This window comes from Caviibacterium pharyngocola (assembly GCF_002795405.1).
Taxonomy (GTDB): domain Bacteria; phylum Pseudomonadota; class Gammaproteobacteria; order Enterobacterales; family Pasteurellaceae; genus Caviibacterium; species Caviibacterium pharyngocola.
This window is the reverse complement of the sequence record NZ_PHGZ01000015.1, coordinates 1-17,801: the sequence shown is the minus strand read 5'-3', so window position 1 is coordinate 17,801 and position 17,801 is coordinate 1. Positions and strand designations below refer to the sequence as shown.

The window sequence follows — 17,801 nt, the reverse complement described above, 5'->3', positions numbered from 1 at the left end:
CGGTTACGCATAGTTGAGTGGCTTTGCCACTCTCACAGCGCGGTCAGGTTAATTTAGAGGTCAGTGGATGTAACTAAATCTGTCTGACCGCGCTTGGATTAAGAGGGTATTTTAATTAGCTGAACGGTTAGCCCGACTTTGGGATTGCATTGCCCGCTTTTTTATCGTTCTCGCACTTCGTTTAAAATGAGTTTTGCTAACATTTCAATGTGCGATTTATCGGCATTCAGCGCCGGAATATATTGAAACTCCGTGCCGCCGTGTTGTAGGAAAAGCGCGCGATTTTCCTGCTCGATTTCTTCAAGGGTTTCCAGGCAATCGGCGGCAAATCCCGGACAAATCAGGGCGATTTTTTGCACGCCTTGGCGAGCGGTAATGTTTTTCATTTCTTGATCCGTATAAGGTTGCAACCATTCTTCTCGCCCGAAACGAGATTGGAAGGATAAACCCCATTGATTCTCGCTTAAACCTAGCTGATCCACCACGGCTAACACCGTTTGTTTGCAGTGTTCGCGGTAATAATCGCCGTTTTCTTCATAACGCAACGGAATACCGTGAAAAGAAAAAAGTAAAAACTCATCGGATTTAAACCGCACTTTGATCGATTCCGCCAAAGCTTGAATATAATTTTCATCCAAATGATAAGAATGAATGAATTTAAACGGCGGAATGGCGCGGTGATTTTTTAAGACGGCGGTAAAACTATCCAATGCGGCGCCGGTCGTGGTGCTGCTGTATTGCGGATAAAGCGGCAGTACGATAATTTCATCCGTTTGTTTTTCAATTAAATTTTGCACCGCACTTGCCATCGAAGGATTGCCGTAAGTCATTCCGATTTCCACGATACAATCCAACCCTTGGTTTTCCAGATATTGTTGCAGCGCGGCTTGCTGCCGACGGGTAATCGCCAGCAACGGTGATCCTTCGGCTTGCCAAACCGATTGATAAGTTTTGGCGATTCGTTTGGCGCGACGCGGCAGAATAATCCATTTCAATAAGGGTAGCCAGCGCCAACGAGGCAAATCCACCACGCGCGGATCCGTTAAAAATTGCCATAAATAACGGGCGACGGCTTGCGGCGTTGGGCTGTCCGGCGTGCCTAAATTGGAGAGAATAATACCGATCTTTTTCATTGATTGATTACCGAAAGCGTTAAACGTGCACTACAACAGAGTTTATCTTGTTGATCGCGGATATCGATTTGCCAAACGTGCAAGGTTTTTCCCAAACGTACGGGAGAAGCTTTGGCGATCATATTTCCGCCGCTGACAGGGCGCAAATGGCTGGCGTTTAATTCAATGCCGACCACCGCCTGATGTTGTTCGACGCAACAAAAACCGGCGAGGGAACCGACCGTTTCGGCAAGGGCGGCGGAAATGCCGCCGTGTAACAAGCCCATCGGTTGCGTGGTTTTATGGTTTACCGTCATCGTAGCTTCCAGCCAATCATCGCCTTGTGCGGTGAATTCAATGCCTAAATGATCGACCGCGCAGCCTTCATTAAGACGATTGAGTTGTTTAAGGCTGAATTGTTTTTTCCAAATGTTCATCTTGTGATCTCAACCAAGGATTTATTTAAGCAAGGTTAATAAGGCTTGAACCGGATGTTTCGGCTGCCAATGCTCCAAACGTTTTACCTGACTACGGCAAGAATAGCCGGTTGCCAAGCAATATTCCGGATTTTTTCCGGCTAATTTTTTCGCCCAAGAAGACGCATAAATTTCTTTTGACATCGCAATATGTTGAGTTTCGTGTCCGAACGTGCCCGCCATTCCGCAGCAACCGACGTTTTCAACGGCTAGTTGTTGACCGAATGCGGCAAAAATGCCTTGCCATTCTTTCGGGCTGTTCGGCATCGCGGTGGATTCGGTGCAATGCGGATATAAATGCCATATTTCGTCAGAAGTGCGGTCATTTTTAAGCAAATTTTTCACCGCACTTTGGCGTGCTTCCGATTGAAGTTGAACTTTTAACCATTCGTGCGCGGTAATCACTTGGAAATCACCGCGATTTTGCCCAAGCACTTCTTTATATTCATCGCGATAAGACAACACAATCGCCGGATCAACGCCAACCAACGGCAGGGATAACTTCGTCATTCGATTTAAAAATTCCGCTTGGTTTTTTGCGGTTTTGGCAAAGCGGTTCAAAAAGCCTTTAATATGCTGTGCTTTGCCGTTCGGATTAAAAGGTAAAACCACCGGTTTATAACCGAGTTTTTGGGTTAAACGAACGAAATCGGCAACCACTTTGGCATCATAATAAGAGGTAAACGGATCTTGCACGATGAGCAGCATATCCTGTTTTTCTTGTGCATTCAGTGTTTCTAATTGTTCGAGCGAATAACCTTGATAGCCGATTTCCACTAATTGTTGTTGCAACGAAGGCACGCTGAGCAACGGCAAATCCGTCATTCCCAATATTTTTTCCGCAAGCGGTTTGGTTAATTTCGCCGCAGTAAAGAAATTAAAGAATGTCGGCGCTTTCGCCATTAACGGCGCGACGGTTTCCACATTGGAGACGACATAATCTTTTAACGGGCGCAAATAGCGACTGTGATAAAAATAAACGAATTTCGAGCGGAAACTTGCCACGTCGATTTTAATCGGGCACTGGCTGGCGCAAGCTTTACAGGCTAAACAAGTATCCATCGCCGCTTTCACTTCGTGCGAAAAATCGTATTCGCCGCGACGTTTTTTGATAGTATTACCAATGCGTGCAAGCAAATCGGTGAGCTTAATTTCCGTTTGGCGGAAGTCCAACTGCGCCGGCTGAACCTGTTCGTTCGCCATTAAACGCAGCCATTCTCGAATCATCGCTGCGCGCCCTTTCGGCGAATAAAGGCGATTTTTGCTGACTTTCATTGACGGGCACATTGTGCTGTTAACGTCAAAATTAAAGCACAAGCCGTTCCCGTTACAATTCATTGCGCCGGAAAATTCTTCGCGCATTTGAATCGGAATTTGGCGATCTTGATCGGCACGCATCGGCGAAAGAATGGAGTAGAGTGACGCGTCATTATTTAACGGCGTGCAAATTTTCCCCGGATTCAAGCGATTATGCGGATCGAACAAAGATTTTATATAACGCAATTCTTGCCACAGTTCCGGCGTGAAGAAGGTTTCGCCGTAATGGGAGCGCATTCCTTTACCGTGTTCACCCCAAATTAAGCCGCCATATTTATGGGTTAATTCAACCACGCGATCGGATATTTCTTTAAAAAGCAGAACCTGTTGTTTATCACATAAATCTAAGGCGGGACGAACGTGTAAAACGCCGGCATCAACGTGACCGAACATTCCGTATTGCAACTGATGTTTATCCAATAAGGCGCGGAATTCACCGATATAATCGGCAAGATGTTCGGGTGGTACGCAAGTATCTTCCACAAAAGGAATCGGTTTCGCGTTGCCTTTGGCATTGCCTAATAAGCCCACCGCTTTTTTGCGCATTGCATAAATCCGTTCGATCGAAGTTAAATCGGAGCAAATTTGATAGCCGATAATATCATCTTGTTTACGTTGAATTTTTTCATCAAGCTGTTCACATAGGTGACGGACTTGTTTTTCGATCAAGGTTTGATTATTGCCGGCATATTCGACAATATTTAACCCTAAAATCGGATTATTCGGATCTTCGGTCAATAATTCATTAACGGAATGCCAAATAATATCTTGTTTCGCCAAATTCAGTACTTTTGAATCGATGGTTTCCACCGAAAGCGCTTCGGCTTTGACCATAAAAGGTGCATTGCGCAACGCCGCATCAAAAGAACGGTATTTAATATTGATCAAGGTGCGATATTGCGGAATCGGCGTTAGATTTAAGGTCGCTTCGCAAATAAATGCCAATGATCCTTCCGAGCCGGTTAATATACGGGTTAAATTAAATTCGCTTTCGTCGTCGTTAAAGACGTTTTTTAAATCATAGCCGGTTAAAAAACGATTGAGCTGCGGTAAATCGCACAAAATGGTTTGTCGTTTATCTCGACAACGTTGAAAAATTTCTTGATGTAGCGTTTTACTCAATGCAGGTAATTTTTGTTGCGCCAAATTTTCCAAAAAACCTTCGGTTTTGACCGCACTTGTATCTAATATTTCGCCGTTAATTAAAACGGCGCGTAAGCCTAAAACGTGGTTGGAAGTTTTGCCGTATTTTAGCGAACCTTGTCCGGAGGCGTCGGTATTGATCATTCCGCCTAAGGTCGCGCGGTTGCTGGTGGATAATTCCGGTGAAAAAAATAAGCCGTAAGGTTTGAGAAATTGATTTAATTGGTCTTTCACCACGCCCGCTTGGACGCGCACCCAACGTTCTTCCGCGTTAAATTCTAAAATCTGCGTCATATAGCGGGATAAATCGACGATAATATTGTTATTCACGGCTTGCCCGTTGGTGCCCGTGCCGCCGCCGCGCGGTGTAAAAGTTAAAGAAAGATATTTTTCTTGTTGGGCGAGCTTAGTGATTCGTACCACATCCGCCGTATTCTTCGGAAACAAAATTGCTTGCGGAATTTGTTGATAAACGCTGTTATCCGTTGCCAGACTGAGCCGTTCGCCGTAACCAGAGGCAATATCGCCGTCAAAATGTTGACGAGCGAGTTCTTGTAAATAATCGGAAACAAGTTCATTTAATTGGGGAATATCATTTAAACGTGGCAGCATTTATATTACTCTCATTGACATCGGTTAAGTAAATAAGTTTAAAACAGCGAATTTAGTCGGAAATTCTAGCATATCTGCCGTGTTTAGTTAGAAAAATTTTCTGCTTTATATATAGGGATAAATCTTCTCAATGAAATTAACCGAATAAGGCATTACTTCTTATGGAGTGTTATTGGCTTCAAAAAAAGTTCAAAAAATAGCAGATTTAGGATGTTGACTGTTTGTTTTTTGAGCTAAATATGCAAAAAGTGTTTGATTTTCTATTTTTTCAAGATGATAATATGCATACTTTTGAACAATTCTTTAGGAAACTGAAGAAAATGAATTTGTCAAAAGGAGAGATAGGGCAAATTCGATACCCTAACGGATACGCATTTTAAACTATCGAGCGAAGAAAAAGTTCGTTTTTATAAAAAAAAGTTTGTTTTTTTATAAAAAAAGTTTAAGATCACTATAACACTAAATCGTGTTTAGGTTTCAGCTAGAGTTAGATGGAACTTTAATTTTTAATTTTATTGATGACTAAATAGAGGATCATCCAAATGAAAAAAACTGCAATCGCATTAGCAATCGCTGGTTTAGCAGCAGCTTCAGTAGCACAAGCAGCTCCACAAGCAAATACTTTCTATGCTGGTGCAAAAGCTGGTTGGGCATCTTTCCACGATGGTTACACACAATTTGAAGAAGAAGGTTACGGTTATTTACGTAACTCCCTTACTTACGGTGTATTCGGTGGTTACCAAGTTCTTAACCAAGATAACTTAGGTTTAGCCGTTGAATTAGGTTATGACGATTTCGGTCGTGCTAAAATCCGTGAAGAAGGTGTGACTATTTCTAAACACACTAACCACGGTGCGCACTTAAGCTTAAAAGGTAGCTACCAAGTATTAGACGGTTTAGATGTTTACGGCCGTGTTGGTGCAGCTTTAATCCGTTCTGACTACAAAAACAAAAAAGGTTCCGAAGGCGTTTGGGAACGTGAACACAGCTTAAAAGTGTCTCCGGTATTCGCAGCTGGTGTTGAATACAACTTACCTTCATTACCTGAATTGGCATTACGCTTAGAATATCAATGGATCAACAAAGTTGGTAAATTGAAAAATGCTGACGGTACACGTGCTGACTACACTCCAAGCATCGGTTCTGTAACTGCAGGTTTATCTTACCGTTTCGGTCAAGGTGCTCCGGTTGTTGCTCCTGAAGTTGTAAGCAAAACTTTCGCATTAAGCTCTGACGTTACTTTCGCATTCGGTAAAGCAAACTTAAAACCTGAAGCGCAAGGCGTATTAGACGGTATCTACGGTGAAATCGCTCAATTAAGCGGTCCACAAGTTGCAGTTGCCGGTTATACTGACCGTATCGGTTCAGAAGCTTCTAACTTAAAATTATCTCAACGTCGTGCTGATACAGTAGCTAACTACTTAGTATCTAAAGGTGTTGCTCAAGAAGCTATCTCTGCAACAGGTTATGGTAAAACTAACCCTGTAACAGGTAACAAATGTGACTCAGTTAAAGCGCGTAAAGCATTAATCGCTTGTTTAGCTGACGACCGTCGCGTAGAAATTTCTGTTAAAGGTAACAAATAATTATTTGTTAATTCTTTAATGAATTTCCTAAAAAAGACCTAAACCTATGTTTAGGTCTTTTGTTATATTTAGAAAAAATTATCCTTATAAGGACACACCTATGAAAAAATGGCTTTTAGTAATTATTGTTGCGATTATTGCGGGTTTTACGCTAATGAGTAGCTACAACGGTTTGGTTCAAGCAGAAGAAAAAATCGATTCGGTTTGGGCAAATGTAGAATCGCAATATCAACGTCGTGCCGATTTAATTCCGAATTTAGTCAATACGGTAAAAGGTCAAGCGAATTTCGAACAAGAAACCTTAACGCAAGTGATTGAAGCGCGTGCAAAAGCCAGCCAAACGAAAATCGATCCGGCAAATATGAGCGAGGAACAATTAGCGCAGTTCCAACAAGAACAAAATAATGTGGGTTCCGCGTTATCACGTTTACTTGTTACGGTCGAAAAATATCCGGAATTAAAAGCACACGAAGGCTTTATGAATTTACAAGCGCAGCTTGAAGGTACGGAAAACAGAATTAATGTGGCGCGTAATACCTTTAATGAAGCGGCGCGTGAATATAACCAAAAAGTTCGCCAATTCCCGACAAAATTAGCGGCGATGATTTTAGGGTTTAAAGAAAAACCTTATTTTAAATCGACAGCCGGTTCGGAAAACGCACCTGTCGTAAACTTTAATTAGAGTATTGCTATGGGGCTATTTTCCGGAATACCTTTTGATAAACAACAAATCGAGGCGGCAATATACCGCCTTGAATTGTTGAGTTCGGCGGAATTGCGCGTTTATATCGAGCGAAATATGCCGAAAACCGACCGCACTTATTCGGCGGTAGAGCGTGCATTGCAAGTGTTCGACGAATTAGAAATGACGGTGACGCAAGCGCGTAACGGCGTGTTGATTTACATTGCTTATAAAGATCATCAATGTGCGATTATCGGCGATCAAGGCATTCACCAATATGTCGGCGATGAATTTTGGCGTAGCCAATGCGAACTGATGATCGATCATTTCAAACAAAATCAATATACGCAAGGTGTTATTGCCGCGATTGAACAAAGCGGAAAAAAACTTGCCGAGCATTTTCCCGTTCAACCGGATGATAAAAACGAACTGGATAACGAGGTGATCATTAATGATTAAATTAATGGAAAGTGCGGTGGTTTTTCTGTTTGTTTTTTGTTGTTCGAGCTTGTGGGCGGTTAATTTTCCTGCAAGTCCGAATCCGTTTCGTTATGTCAATGATTATACAAACACGCTCACGACAGGCGAAAAAGCGCAGCTTGAACAAAAGCTTATCGATTATTCAAAGGAAACCAGTTCGCAAATTGCCGTGGTGTTGGTTCCGACGACCGGAGAATACGAAATCGCGCAATATACCTTTGCTTTGGGCGATAAATGGGGCATAGGTCGTAAACAGTTGAATAACGGCGTGTTGATGTTGATTGCCGTAGATGATCGAAAGATCTTTATTGCAACGGGGCAGGGCTTGGAAGGTGTGTTACCGGACGCCTTTTTGTCACAAGTGATTCGAAATGCGATTACGCCGCAATTTAAACAAGGATTTTACGCCAAAGGTATTCGCAACGGCTTGGATTATATCATTGCCGCCAGCAAAGGCGAATTTGATGCACAACAAGAGGAAGATGACAGTTGGGAACAATATATTCCTTTCATAATGATCACTATTTTTGTGCTGTTCGTGCTTTTTGGCGAATTGAATTGGCGCCGAACACCTTATATCAGCCCGACCAATAATCATCCTAGCGAAATTTTACGCCGGCAATCCACGCTTTCACGTCGTCGCGGAAACGGCGGTGGTTTTGGCGGCGGATTTGGTAGCGGTGGCTTCGGAGGCGGCTCCGGCGGTGGATTCGGCGGAGGCGGCTTTGGTGGCGGTGGCGCCGGCGGAAGTTGGTAAATAGTTGATTATTTCTCTCGGCTTATTGGTATCTGATTGCGCCTATGCTACAATCTAGCCACTTTATGCCAGTTGAGGAAAATTATGGAAACCTTAGAAAAAATTAAAAAACAAATTAGCGAAAACCCGATCCTTATTTATATGAAAGGCTCGCCGAAATTTCCGTCTTGCGGATTTTCCGCACGAGCGGTAGAAGCATTGATTAATTGCCAAGTGCCTTTCGGCTATGTGGATATTTTACAACATCCGGATATTCGCGCAGAATTGCCCGCTTATGCAAATTGGCCGACTTTCCCACAATTATGGGTGGAAGGCGAGCTGATCGGTGGCTGTGATATTGTGTTGGAAATGTTTCAACAAGGCGAGTTACAAACCTTGTTGAAAGAAGTTGCGGAAAGACACCCGCAAGCCTAACTATCGACACTGCCAGGATAAAATCTGTATTGAATTTATGTCAAAGAAAAGGGATACCAAGCGGTATCCCTTTCGTCTTTTCCAATGTAAAACCTAGTTATTTCAAGGTTTCGATATATTCGGCAAGACTTTTCATATCTTCTTCGCTAAGGCGGTTTTTCGCCGCATTGCCGGCACCGACGATTTCACCCGCTTTGCGCGCTTGAAGTGCGGTGATAATTTCATCGGTTTTTAATGTATTTAACAACGCGGATTGGTCGAGTGCCGATTTTTCGCCTTGTTTACCGTGACACATTGCGCAAGATTGGTTAAATAAACGTTTCCCGCGCTCAAGATCCGCATAGCCGGCAGTGGCGGTACATAAGGTTAATGCGGCGATCGCCAGTGTAGAGTAGGATGTTTTCATTAGTTACCTTTAAATAAATTTGTCAGTATATCTTGGGGAATCAAGCCCTCGAATTTATAAAGTATTTTGCCTTGCGGGTCAATAATAAATGAGGTCGGCGTACCGATTAATTGATAGCGCTCCGCACTAATTTTCATTTGATCTTTTACCACAGGTAAATGAATTTGACGTTTTTCCACCGTTTTCTGCGTGTCGGCGTTCGCACCGTCGATATTAATGGCTAAGATATGAATCTTATTCGGATTTTCTTGCTCAAGTTGTGCCAGTTCTTTGAGTTCGGCGATACAGATTCCGCAAGTTTCCGACCAAAAATTCAGTAGCGTGGTTTTTCCTTGGTAATCTTGTAAATTAACCGGCTGACCTTGTAAATCGAATACGGCTATTTCCGGTGCTTGTCCGCCGACGGTTGCCGTTTCCTCCTTACAGGAAATTAAGCAAAAACCGACCGCACTTATCAGTAACCATTTTATTAAATTATTGAATTTCATAGACGAATATTCTTTTCTTCTCGTAAAAATTTACCGTGTTGTAAAAATATCGTGCGATCGGTTAATTTACCTAATTCCGGATTGTGCGTCACCATCACGATGGTGCGTCCTTGTTTATTGAGATCTTGCAGCAAATCCAACACCAATTTTTCATTTTTTTCGTCTAAGTTACCGGTCGGTTCGTCGGCGAAAATCACCGGAGGTTGATTGACCAACGCGCGTGCGATACACACGCGTTGCTGTTCGCCGCCGGAAAGTTGGCTCGGGCGGTGATCAATTCGATGACCCAAACCCACTTGTTCTAATACCTCTTTTGCCGCTTGTTCGTCAATAATGCTGTGATAATGTTGCGCAAGCATCACGTTTTCCAACGCGGTTAAATAGGGAATAAGGTGAAATTGTTGGAAGACCAAACCGATTTTTTCTGCGCGAAAACGCTGGCGTCCGGTTTCGTCAAGCTGAGCAGCATCCACGCCGTCTAAAATCACTTTACCTTCCGTTGCGGTGTCCAAGCCGGTTAAAATATTCATTAATGTGGTTTTGCCGGAACCCGATGCGCCCATAATCGCCACGAATTCGCCCGTAGCAATTTGAATATTAATATCTTCAAGTGCGGTCACTTGATCGAATCTTTTATATAAATGTTGTGTTTCAATAACGTAATTTTTCATTTTATTCCCCTTTTAACACGTTGGCAGTTTGAATGTCCAACGCGCGGCGGGTTGGCACAATAACGGCGATAAACGCCACGATTAACGAAAGTAGAATGGTAATCGGAATCACCGGCAAGCGCATATCGATATAGGCTTTGAAAACGGTTAAGCCGAGCACTTGGGCAAGGAAATAGCCGATAATTAAGCCCGAAATAATTGCGCAGACGGCAATGATCAAAATCTCCGTTGCGATTTGTTTCACAATGTCGCTTCGTTTAGCGCCCAAGGCTTTTTGTAAAGCAAATTCTTTGGCGCGTTCGCCGACAATCGCGATTAAAGTTGTATTTACGCAAAGGGTGGCGAGGATCAAAATTACTAAAGAAATCAATCCCATTAACCCTTTGATTTTATCTAAAATTTGTCCTTCGGAGGCGGATACTTTTCGAATCGGACGAATTTCCAAATCGGGATAGCGCTGTTGTAAATCCGCAGCGAATTGTTCTACTTGACCTTGATCGTTTTTGACGTTTAGAAATGCATTTGTCGCCAAACCGTCTTTTTCCAACCAATCTTGGGCGAATTCCAAATTGACGATTAACATATTGTCCGTTGCATCGCCGCTTTCTACAATGGCTTTGATTTTAAAGCTATGTTTTTCCACGGCATTTTTACTTAATTTTATCTGATCGCCGACTTTTAAATGTAAGCGTTCGGCAAGGGTTTTGCCGATCATCGCATTACGATCGTCAAAATTCACGCCGATAGCGCTGCCGGTAATTTGCCAATAAGGGGCAAGAGTCGGCATATCTTCAAACCACACGCCCATTATGACGATTTTTTCTAAATCGGAACGTGCAATGCCGTAAAGATACGGGCTGGCTGCGGTAATCAAGCCCGGCGGCGAATGATGTAAAATGCGCTTAAGTTCGCTTTCTTTTAAAAGCGTACCGTGGCTCGGACCGATATAAAAATTGGCGCCGAAAGTACGCAATTCTTGGCTCATTTTGGTGTTTATATCAAAATAAACCGCCGCCATTGCGGTGACAATGCTCGCACCGACGGTAAGGGCGGCAAAAATAATGGCGACTCGTTGCAAGCGTAAGCGCAGAGAGCGAAATATTAAGCGCCAAAACATTTCATTTGAGGTTTTTAACGGTTTATTGACGTCCATACAACACCTCGACAGGATATAAACGCGCAATACGGTGCGCCGGGAACCAAGTGCCGATTAATGCGATCAAAACGGATAGCACCAGCACGCAAGGAATCACGATCCAAGCAAAACTTAACGGCGATCCGAATAGGGCTGTGCCGATAAATTTTGCTAAGCCCCAACCGGCGATACAGCCGAGCGCGCCGCCGATTAAGGCACTGATTACGGCTTCGCAATAAAATAACAACACGATTTGCCATTGATAAGCTCCTAAGGCTTTCATCAAACCGATTTCTTTGCTGCGTTCGATAATGCCGGTGGTCATTAAAGAGGCGATTCCCATTGCCGCCGCAATTAACGCGGCAATCGTCACAACTGCCAGTAAGAGTTGAATTTTTTCAATCACGACGCCTTCGGATGCCGCAACTTGCCAAATCGGACGAACAATCGCGCCGGAGATAGCTTCTTCCAGCTGGTGAGAAATCGAAGAAACATAAGCCGTGCAATACCAACGATCGTATTCTTCCGCCGCCAGTGCATCCGCATTGGCACGGGCTTTGCGCGATAATTCGTTTTCAGGAACGGTAAGCGCGGAAACTTTAATCGCCTGAATTTTACCGTCTAAATCAAGCAAATTTTGCACCGCACTTAAGGGAATTACCAGCTGTTGTTCTTCCGTGCCGCCGGTGGATAAAACGCCTTTAATTTCAACTTGAATCGAGCCGGTAAACTCATCCTCTTGATAGGTTAAAGTTAAGTGATCGCCTTTTTTCCAGCCGGTTGTTTTGGCAAGTTGCTCGCCGATAAGCGACGGAATCGGCGTATTGATTTGCTCGGCACTGTCATCCACCCAATCGCCTTCAACTTTCCAATAAGGGCTGATAATGCGTTGTCCGGTGTGATAATCGTCCTCGTCGGGTACGGCAATCGGGCGATCGAAAAACGTGCCTAAAACACTGACGCGTTGCGGCTGATTATCGCGCGCGGAAACGGCGTCCACTTCGGCGGATAAGAGCGGTGCAAAACCGACGATATTATTGCGCCAGAAAATGTCTTTAACATTCGGCAGTTCTTTTTCGTCTAAAAAATCTTGGGTGGAAAGCGCGCTGTTTCCGCTAATATCTTGTGGCAACACGGCGCTACCCGCGGGTTCGACAAGAATATTCGCACCGTAAGATTTTAATTCGCGCGCCATTTTGTCGCCGATATCAATGGAAACCGCAAGTAGGGCGGAAACCAATCCCGCCGCCAGAAAAATCGTAATAATGGCTAACAGCTTACGTTTTAAGCCGTGTCGCCAAGATTGAAATAACATTCTTGCCAGCATTACCGTGCGCCTCCCGTTTTTTCAATGTAACGAACGGGATCATCGCGGAACGCGTTTAAATTTTGTTCGTTCGCAAAAAAGTAGGTGATTCCGTCGTAATTGTATTTATGTTCGGCGGTTGTATTTTTTAATTTCGTGCCGTCAACGGGATCTTGCACATCCAATTCCACAATGGTCGAGAAATAATTCAGCCCGTCTTCCAAGCTTTTCCGGCTGATGACCACTTCACCGTTTTCTTGTTGCCAATTTTCGATAGGTACAGGATTACACCCGCCCGGTTTGCCGATGGACGGGATGAACATTCGCACGCCGCAACCGACGCAAACCACTTGATCGCCTTCCATTACATAGCCTTGATCGCCGCATAGAATACAGGCATCAAATACTGCAGCAAGACTGAGATTTTTGCTTGAGCGGTTGATGATGAAAAAACGAACCGCTTTGCCGTCGCCCGCAATCCAGACAAAACGGTGCAATTTGCCGTCTTTGACTTGTTCAATCGGAATACGCACATTGTTATTTTGATCTAAATTCACCGGCAAGGCTTCGGAAAGTCGCGGCGGTTGGGAGGCAACGAGATCCCAATAAAGCTGGCTGCCGATTAAGGTGAACACGGCGAAAACGCCCCACAATAGGGTTTTATAAGCGTTGCGCATTAACGCGGTTTTTTTGCGTTTTTCAATCGGTTGGGTTTCATTTTGAGCCTGCGTTTTATAAGGCGAATAAACCTTTAAGGCAAAAGCCGCAATAATGAAAAGCAGCAATCCTGCATTGATATAGTTAAAATATGTCGTGATATTGCCGGCTTTTGCAACAAAACTTAAACGGGCTTTGGTTAAATCCAATACTTGTAATTTCATTAAATTTAATAGTAATTCGCCCGCTGTCGGAATAATTAAAAGTGCGGTAATCACGGTGATGATTATCAGGCGAAGTGCGGTCAGTTTTTGTAATTTTTTGCTTTGACCGAACAATAATACCAAATAAACCGCGATAAAAATGCAGAAAAATAGCCCTAAAATCACCGCACTTAGGTGCAAAATAAATTCTGTATTGATGACGTCGGTGTTAGTAATGGCGGCAATATTCGGATCTTTTGCCCAAAGCAGACCGGCGATGAGGCTTAAAATAAATTGCCACGCATTTGCCAAAAAACGCGAAGAAAAGAATTGGCAGACATAAAACAAAACGAATGTAAATAATAAGCCGGCATTTTGGACTAATGCGGCTTTTTGCCCGGTAGGATAATTGAGACTGATAACAATACCGAAAGCCAAACCGAAAAAGGTTAGCCAAAACAGTTTTTTAATGCTTGTTTCGGGATAATTCACCCGATAGCAACCGAGCAGCAAGGCAAGCGGCAAAATAGATTGTAAGAGAAAGACAAAGTAGTAATTCATAATTTGTTAGGGCAAAAACGCATTTTTCGTTGTAGTGTTAAAACGACAAAACACCTTATAAAACAGGTGTCGAATATAGCACAAAGGCACGGAAAATTTCCGTGCCAAGCAAAATAAGATTTAATTTAAGCCGGTGAATTTAAATTCATAGCTGACATCAAAAGGTTTCCACCAGCGACCGACACCGGTTTCTTCATCAGTATGACGGTGCATACCGGCTTTCGGCGGCGGATCGATATGGTAAGTCACTTTATAGTTACCCACGCCCATCATTTTGATGTTTGCACCATAGTGCGGGCCGTCGCCGGCAACCATCGGCATAAAAGTACCTTCTTGTTTTTCACCGGTATCGGTGTTGACTAAAGTATAAGAAATAGTCAAATACGGCATCCATTCGCCTTCGCCGAAACCGTTTTTATTGCCTTTCGTGGCGTGAATGTCGGCTTCTAAGTGAATATCGGAATCTTTCGCCGATAATCCCATACCACGCGGTTCCATATCTACCGGTTGTAAATAAACGGCGGCGATTTCCATTTCGTTCATCGTCACGGCTTCGCCGATCGGATATTCTTTAAATGCCAAAGCCGAAGGCGCGGCTAAAATACTTGCCAATAGGGTAGCGGCTAATAATGTTTTTTTCATTGTCGAATGTCTCCTCTTTAGGGATATGATAGTCAATAATTAAGCTGATTTTTTGCTTTGATATTTCATATAGAAAAGGGCAAAAACAGCGGCAACGAGTAAAATCGCTTGCGGAATTAAGGTTTCCGCATAAGGGTAGATTCCTAACCAGGAAATTTCCGGTACGTTGGAAACGATTGTCGGCTCGAATAACTTCCCTTCGATCAATTCCAACACCGATTTACCGGCAAATACGAACGCCATTAAATACATAAAGGAACCGGTAAACATAAAAAACGGTTTAAGCGGGAGTTTCACCACGGTATAGCGCATAACGAAATAGCAAACTGCTAAAATCAGCGCACCGACGATAAATCCGGCGAAAAGATAAAAATAACTGACCGCACTTGAGGCGTCGCCGGCGAGGGCGTAATAGAATAAAACGGTTTCCGCGCCTTCGCGATAGACCGCTAAGAAACTGGTGAGCCATAAGCCGATCAACGAACCGGTGGTCAATGCGGCGGAAAGTTTGCCTTCCAAATAACGTTTCCAGTTTTGCGCTTCGACTTTGGATAACAGCCAATAGCTCATCATAAATAGCATTACCACGGCGATCATCATCGTAAAGCCTTCCAATAATTCTCGGCTAGCGCCGGAATTGGAGAACACTAATTGGAAAATTGCGGCGGTAATCACGCTGGCAACCAGTGCCACATAAACGGATTGGCGAATCACCGGCAATTTATCCTGATGATTATTTTTCACCAAATAAGCCACAATCGCCGCGACGATTAATAACGCTTCCAAGCCTTCGCGTAAAATGATTAACAAGCTGTATAAAAACATTGCCCAATCGCTTTGTTTTCCACCCTGTAACATTTCGACCGCTTTCGCTAAATCTTGGCTTAATCCGCTGGCTTGTTGTTGTAACTTTTCAGTTTCTGCGCCGGCTTTCATCAAGCTGACTAAACGAGTGAAATAGCCTTCAAGTTGGGTTTTGAAATTACTGTCGCGCGAGCCGACTTTATTTTCCATTCCGCTGTTTTCGAAGACGTCGAAGTAAGCGTCTTGCACCGCAAGCATTGCTTTTTTATTGTCACCTTTTTCAAAAATCGCAATAGCTTGCTGAATACGTTGATTAACTTCGGCGCTTACGCTTGCCCAATCTTGTTCCGTCGCATTATCCGTTGAATTTTCCACCGCACTTTGTTCGCTGACCGCTTGGCTTTCCCGCGTGGTCGGTAAGTTCGGTAATTGTTCTTCGATATCTTGCAATAAAACGGTGGTTTGATAGCCTAAATTATTCAGTTGATCCGGTTGTTCGCTCAGTTTAATCAGATCGTAGAATTGTTGATTGATACCGGAAGAAATGGCAGCGGAACGATTTTGGCGAATGGACATTTCCATTTCGGAATTTTTATAGCCGTCGTATTGCGCTTGTTGTACCAATTTTTTAGCGCCGGCAAAATCGCCTTTTTCATAGGCGCTAATGGATTGCGCTAATAAATCGTCGATTTGTTTGAAACTTTTCTGCCAATGTAAGGCGATTTCCGGATGTTCATAAACGTCGTGTTGTCCGGAAGCGTTTAATTGATGACCGTCCGCTAAAGAAGGTAACACTTCTTGCAATTCGGCTTTGAGTCCGTCGATTTTTGCTTTTACCTCGGCAAGCGGTTTTTCTTCACCGATCATTTTACGAATTTCACCGAAAGTCGCTTCCATTTGATAACTTTTCTGTGCGGAGAAATTAATGCGAATCGGGCCTTCTAGGTTTTCGAACACTTCGAAATAAGCCATTTGCACTTCGGTGCGGGCGTCGTCGATTTGACGTTGTTCGTATAATGATGCGGTTTTATCCAACCGATTTTCAATATCCGCGACCCATTGTTGAAAATTATTTTCCGCATTGGCGACAACACAGAAAAAAGCAGCGGCACAATATAACATTGCGCGATAACAACGGAATAAAAACATATCACCTCAATATCTAAATAAAAGTCATTCTTATCTGCAACGGAATTATCCGCTTATTATTTTATTTTTCAAGAAGAATATGAGAATTGTTATCAGTTTTTGATCAAAAACAGGTTTTTGTTATTTTCCTGCATTTGTTTTGTTATGTTTTTGTAATTTAGGGCAAGGGAAATTTAATTGGATAATCAAGCTGTTGCCTTGAAACGCAAGGGTAAAGCGTTTATGATAAACGCAGAAATTTGAACTGGATAGGAGTTAACAATGACAATTCAAAGCGGTGTTTTATTGGAACATACCAAAGCGGCGATTTATTTGGAAGCCGACATTACGGATTTATCTGCGATTGCGCAAGCTTGTAAAACTTTTTGCGAAAAATTGGCGGCGTTTCAGGCGCAATATGCCGAGGCGAATTTAGGTGCCGTGGTGGCATTCGGTGATCGTGTATGGAAGCAATTAGCTGGCGCGCAAAGTGCGGTGGAATTAAAACCTTTTTCTACGCTAGGTAAAGGCGATTTATCTGCACCGGCAACACAAAACGATTTGTTAATTCATATTCAATCTTTACGTCCGGATGTAAATTTTTCCGTCGCGCAGGCCGCGCTTGCAGCATTCGGCGCCGCGATTGAAGTAAAACAGGAAATTCACGGTTTCCGTTGGATTGAAGATCGGGATTTAACCGGTTTTATCGACGGTACGGAAAATCCGCAAGGCGACGCGCGCGCTACGGTCGGTACGATTGCCGAAGGCGAAGATGCGGGCGGCAGCTATGTTTTCACGCAACGTTATGAACATAATTTGCCGAAATGGGCGAAACTCAGTGATGAAAAACAAGAAAACGTTATCGGTCGCACCAAACCGGATAGCGTTGAATTGGAAGACGTACCGGAAACTTCGCACGTCGGTCGGGTAGATGTAAAAGAAAACGGCAAAGGCTTGAAAATTTTACGTCAAAGCTTGCCTTACGGCTTGGCAAGTGGCACGAACGGACTGTTTTTTATCGCATATTGTGCAACCTTGTATAATATCGAACAACAATTACTCAGTATGTTCGGCGAACGCGACGGCAAAACCGATCGTCTGTTAGGTTTTACCAAAGCCGTGACCGGCAGTTATTACTTTGCGCCGTCGTTGGAAAAATTGAAAAATTTATAAAATCCTCAGTTTATTGACAAAGGGGTATATTGTAGGGGCGGACCGATG

Annotated in this window: 17 protein-coding genes; 6 read left to right on the top strand and 11 right to left on the bottom strand. The window is 43.5% G+C overall.

All coding sequences use genetic code 11. From position 1 onward, the window contains the following. Positions 1-161 precede the first annotated feature (161 nt). From hemH to ydiJ, 3 genes are read right to left on the bottom strand one after another with little or no spacing between them, the layout of a single operon-like run. Positions 162-1,133 (bottom strand): ferrochelatase, encoded by a 972-nt coding sequence (gene hemH / locus CVP04_RS07585; protein ID WP_100296918.1) that lies wholly within the window; start codon positions 1,131-1,133, stop codon positions 162-164. Continuing rightward, positions 1,130-1,549, bottom strand: a complete 420-nt coding sequence (locus CVP04_RS07580; RefSeq protein ID WP_100296917.1) for a hotdog fold thioesterase — start codon at positions 1,547-1,549, stop codon at positions 1,130-1,132. The genes hemH and CVP04_RS07580 overlap by 4 nt, the downstream gene beginning before the upstream one ends. A gap of 21 nt (positions 1,550-1,570) precedes the next feature. After that, positions 1,571-4,660 carry a D-2-hydroxyglutarate dehydrogenase YdiJ gene (gene ydiJ / locus CVP04_RS07575; RefSeq protein WP_100296916.1) on the bottom strand — a complete coding sequence of 1,030 codons (3,090 nt, stop codon included), beginning with the start codon at positions 4,658-4,660 and terminating at the stop codon, positions 1,571-1,573. A 542-nt stretch (positions 4,661-5,202) separates the two neighbouring features. On the opposite strand from ydiJ, the gene ompA reads away from it, so the two are divergent. The 5 genes from ompA (at position 5,203) to grxD (ending at position 8,579) form a co-directional block, all read left to right on the top strand. Beyond that, positions 5,203-6,246, top strand: a complete 1,044-nt coding sequence (gene ompA / locus CVP04_RS07570; protein WP_100296915.1) for a porin OmpA — start codon at positions 5,203-5,205, stop codon at positions 6,244-6,246. Between the two features lie 100 nt (positions 6,247-6,346). After that, on the top strand, positions 6,347-6,928 hold the full coding sequence (locus CVP04_RS07565; protein WP_100296914.1) for a LemA family protein: 582 nt from the start codon (positions 6,347-6,349) through the stop codon (positions 6,926-6,928). Between the two features lie 9 nt (positions 6,929-6,937). Next, the gene (locus CVP04_RS07560) at positions 6,938-7,387 is read left to right on the top strand and encodes a TPM domain-containing protein (RefSeq protein WP_100296913.1); all 450 of its coding nucleotides are present in this window, start codon (positions 6,938-6,940) and stop codon (positions 7,385-7,387) included. Then, complete coding sequence (locus CVP04_RS07555; RefSeq protein WP_100296912.1) at positions 7,380-8,165, top strand: TPM domain-containing protein; 786 nt, start codon at positions 7,380-7,382, stop codon at positions 8,163-8,165. The genes CVP04_RS07560 and CVP04_RS07555 overlap by 8 nt, the downstream gene beginning before the upstream one ends. A gap of 84 nt (positions 8,166-8,249) precedes the next feature. Next, complete coding sequence (gene grxD, locus CVP04_RS07550) at positions 8,250-8,579, top strand: Grx4 family monothiol glutaredoxin (protein WP_100296911.1); 330 nt, start codon at positions 8,250-8,252, stop codon at positions 8,577-8,579. A gap of 97 nt (positions 8,580-8,676) precedes the next feature. On the opposite strand, the gene CVP04_RS07545 is transcribed toward grxD, so the two are convergent. The 8 genes from CVP04_RS07545 to CVP04_RS07510 form a co-directional block, all read right to left on the bottom strand. Then, positions 8,677-8,985: a c-type cytochrome gene (locus CVP04_RS07545; protein WP_100296910.1), complete on the bottom strand. Its 309-nt coding sequence runs from the start codon at positions 8,983-8,985 to the stop codon at positions 8,677-8,679. Next, positions 8,985-9,473 (bottom strand): TlpA family protein disulfide reductase, encoded by a 489-nt coding sequence (locus CVP04_RS07540; RefSeq protein WP_100296909.1) that lies wholly within the window; start codon positions 9,471-9,473, stop codon positions 8,985-8,987. Before CVP04_RS07540 ends, CVP04_RS07545 begins: the two co-directional genes overlap by 1 nt. Then, positions 9,470-10,144 (bottom strand): ABC transporter ATP-binding protein, encoded by a 675-nt coding sequence (locus tag CVP04_RS07535; RefSeq protein WP_100296908.1) that lies wholly within the window; start codon positions 10,142-10,144, stop codon positions 9,470-9,472. The genes CVP04_RS07540 and CVP04_RS07535 overlap by 4 nt, the downstream gene beginning before the upstream one ends. 1 nt (position 10,145) lies before the next feature. Next, on the bottom strand, positions 10,146-11,297 hold the full coding sequence (locus tag CVP04_RS07530; protein WP_207761625.1) for an ABC transporter permease: 1,152 nt from the start codon (positions 11,295-11,297) through the stop codon (positions 10,146-10,148). Then, a complete protein-coding gene (locus tag CVP04_RS07525) occupies positions 11,284-12,606 on the bottom strand; it encodes an ABC transporter permease (protein ID WP_100296907.1) in 1,323 nt (440 codons plus the stop codon). The genes CVP04_RS07530 and CVP04_RS07525 overlap by 14 nt, the downstream gene beginning before the upstream one ends. Next, entirely contained in the window at positions 12,606-14,006 is a 1,401-nt protein-coding gene (locus CVP04_RS07520; protein ID WP_100296906.1) for a Fe-S-containing protein, read from the bottom strand. The genes CVP04_RS07525 and CVP04_RS07520 overlap by 1 nt, the downstream gene beginning before the upstream one ends. A gap of 120 nt (positions 14,007-14,126) precedes the next feature. After that, positions 14,127-14,648 carry an iron transporter gene (locus tag CVP04_RS07515; protein ID WP_100296905.1) on the bottom strand — a complete coding sequence of 174 codons (522 nt, stop codon included), beginning with the start codon at positions 14,646-14,648 and terminating at the stop codon, positions 14,127-14,129. Between the two features lie 39 nt (positions 14,649-14,687). Further along, positions 14,688-16,574, bottom strand: coding sequence for an FTR1 family iron permease (locus CVP04_RS07510; protein WP_243385190.1), 1,887 nt, complete (start codon positions 16,572-16,574; stop codon positions 14,688-14,690). Positions 16,575-16,862: 288 nt separating this feature from the next. Here CVP04_RS07510 and CVP04_RS07505 point away from each other — a divergent pair, with 288 nt between their 5' ends. Then, on the top strand, positions 16,863-17,753 hold the full coding sequence (locus tag CVP04_RS07505) for a Dyp-type peroxidase (protein WP_100296903.1): 891 nt from the start codon (positions 16,863-16,865) through the stop codon (positions 17,751-17,753). The last annotated feature ends 48 nt before the right edge of the window (positions 17,754-17,801 follow it).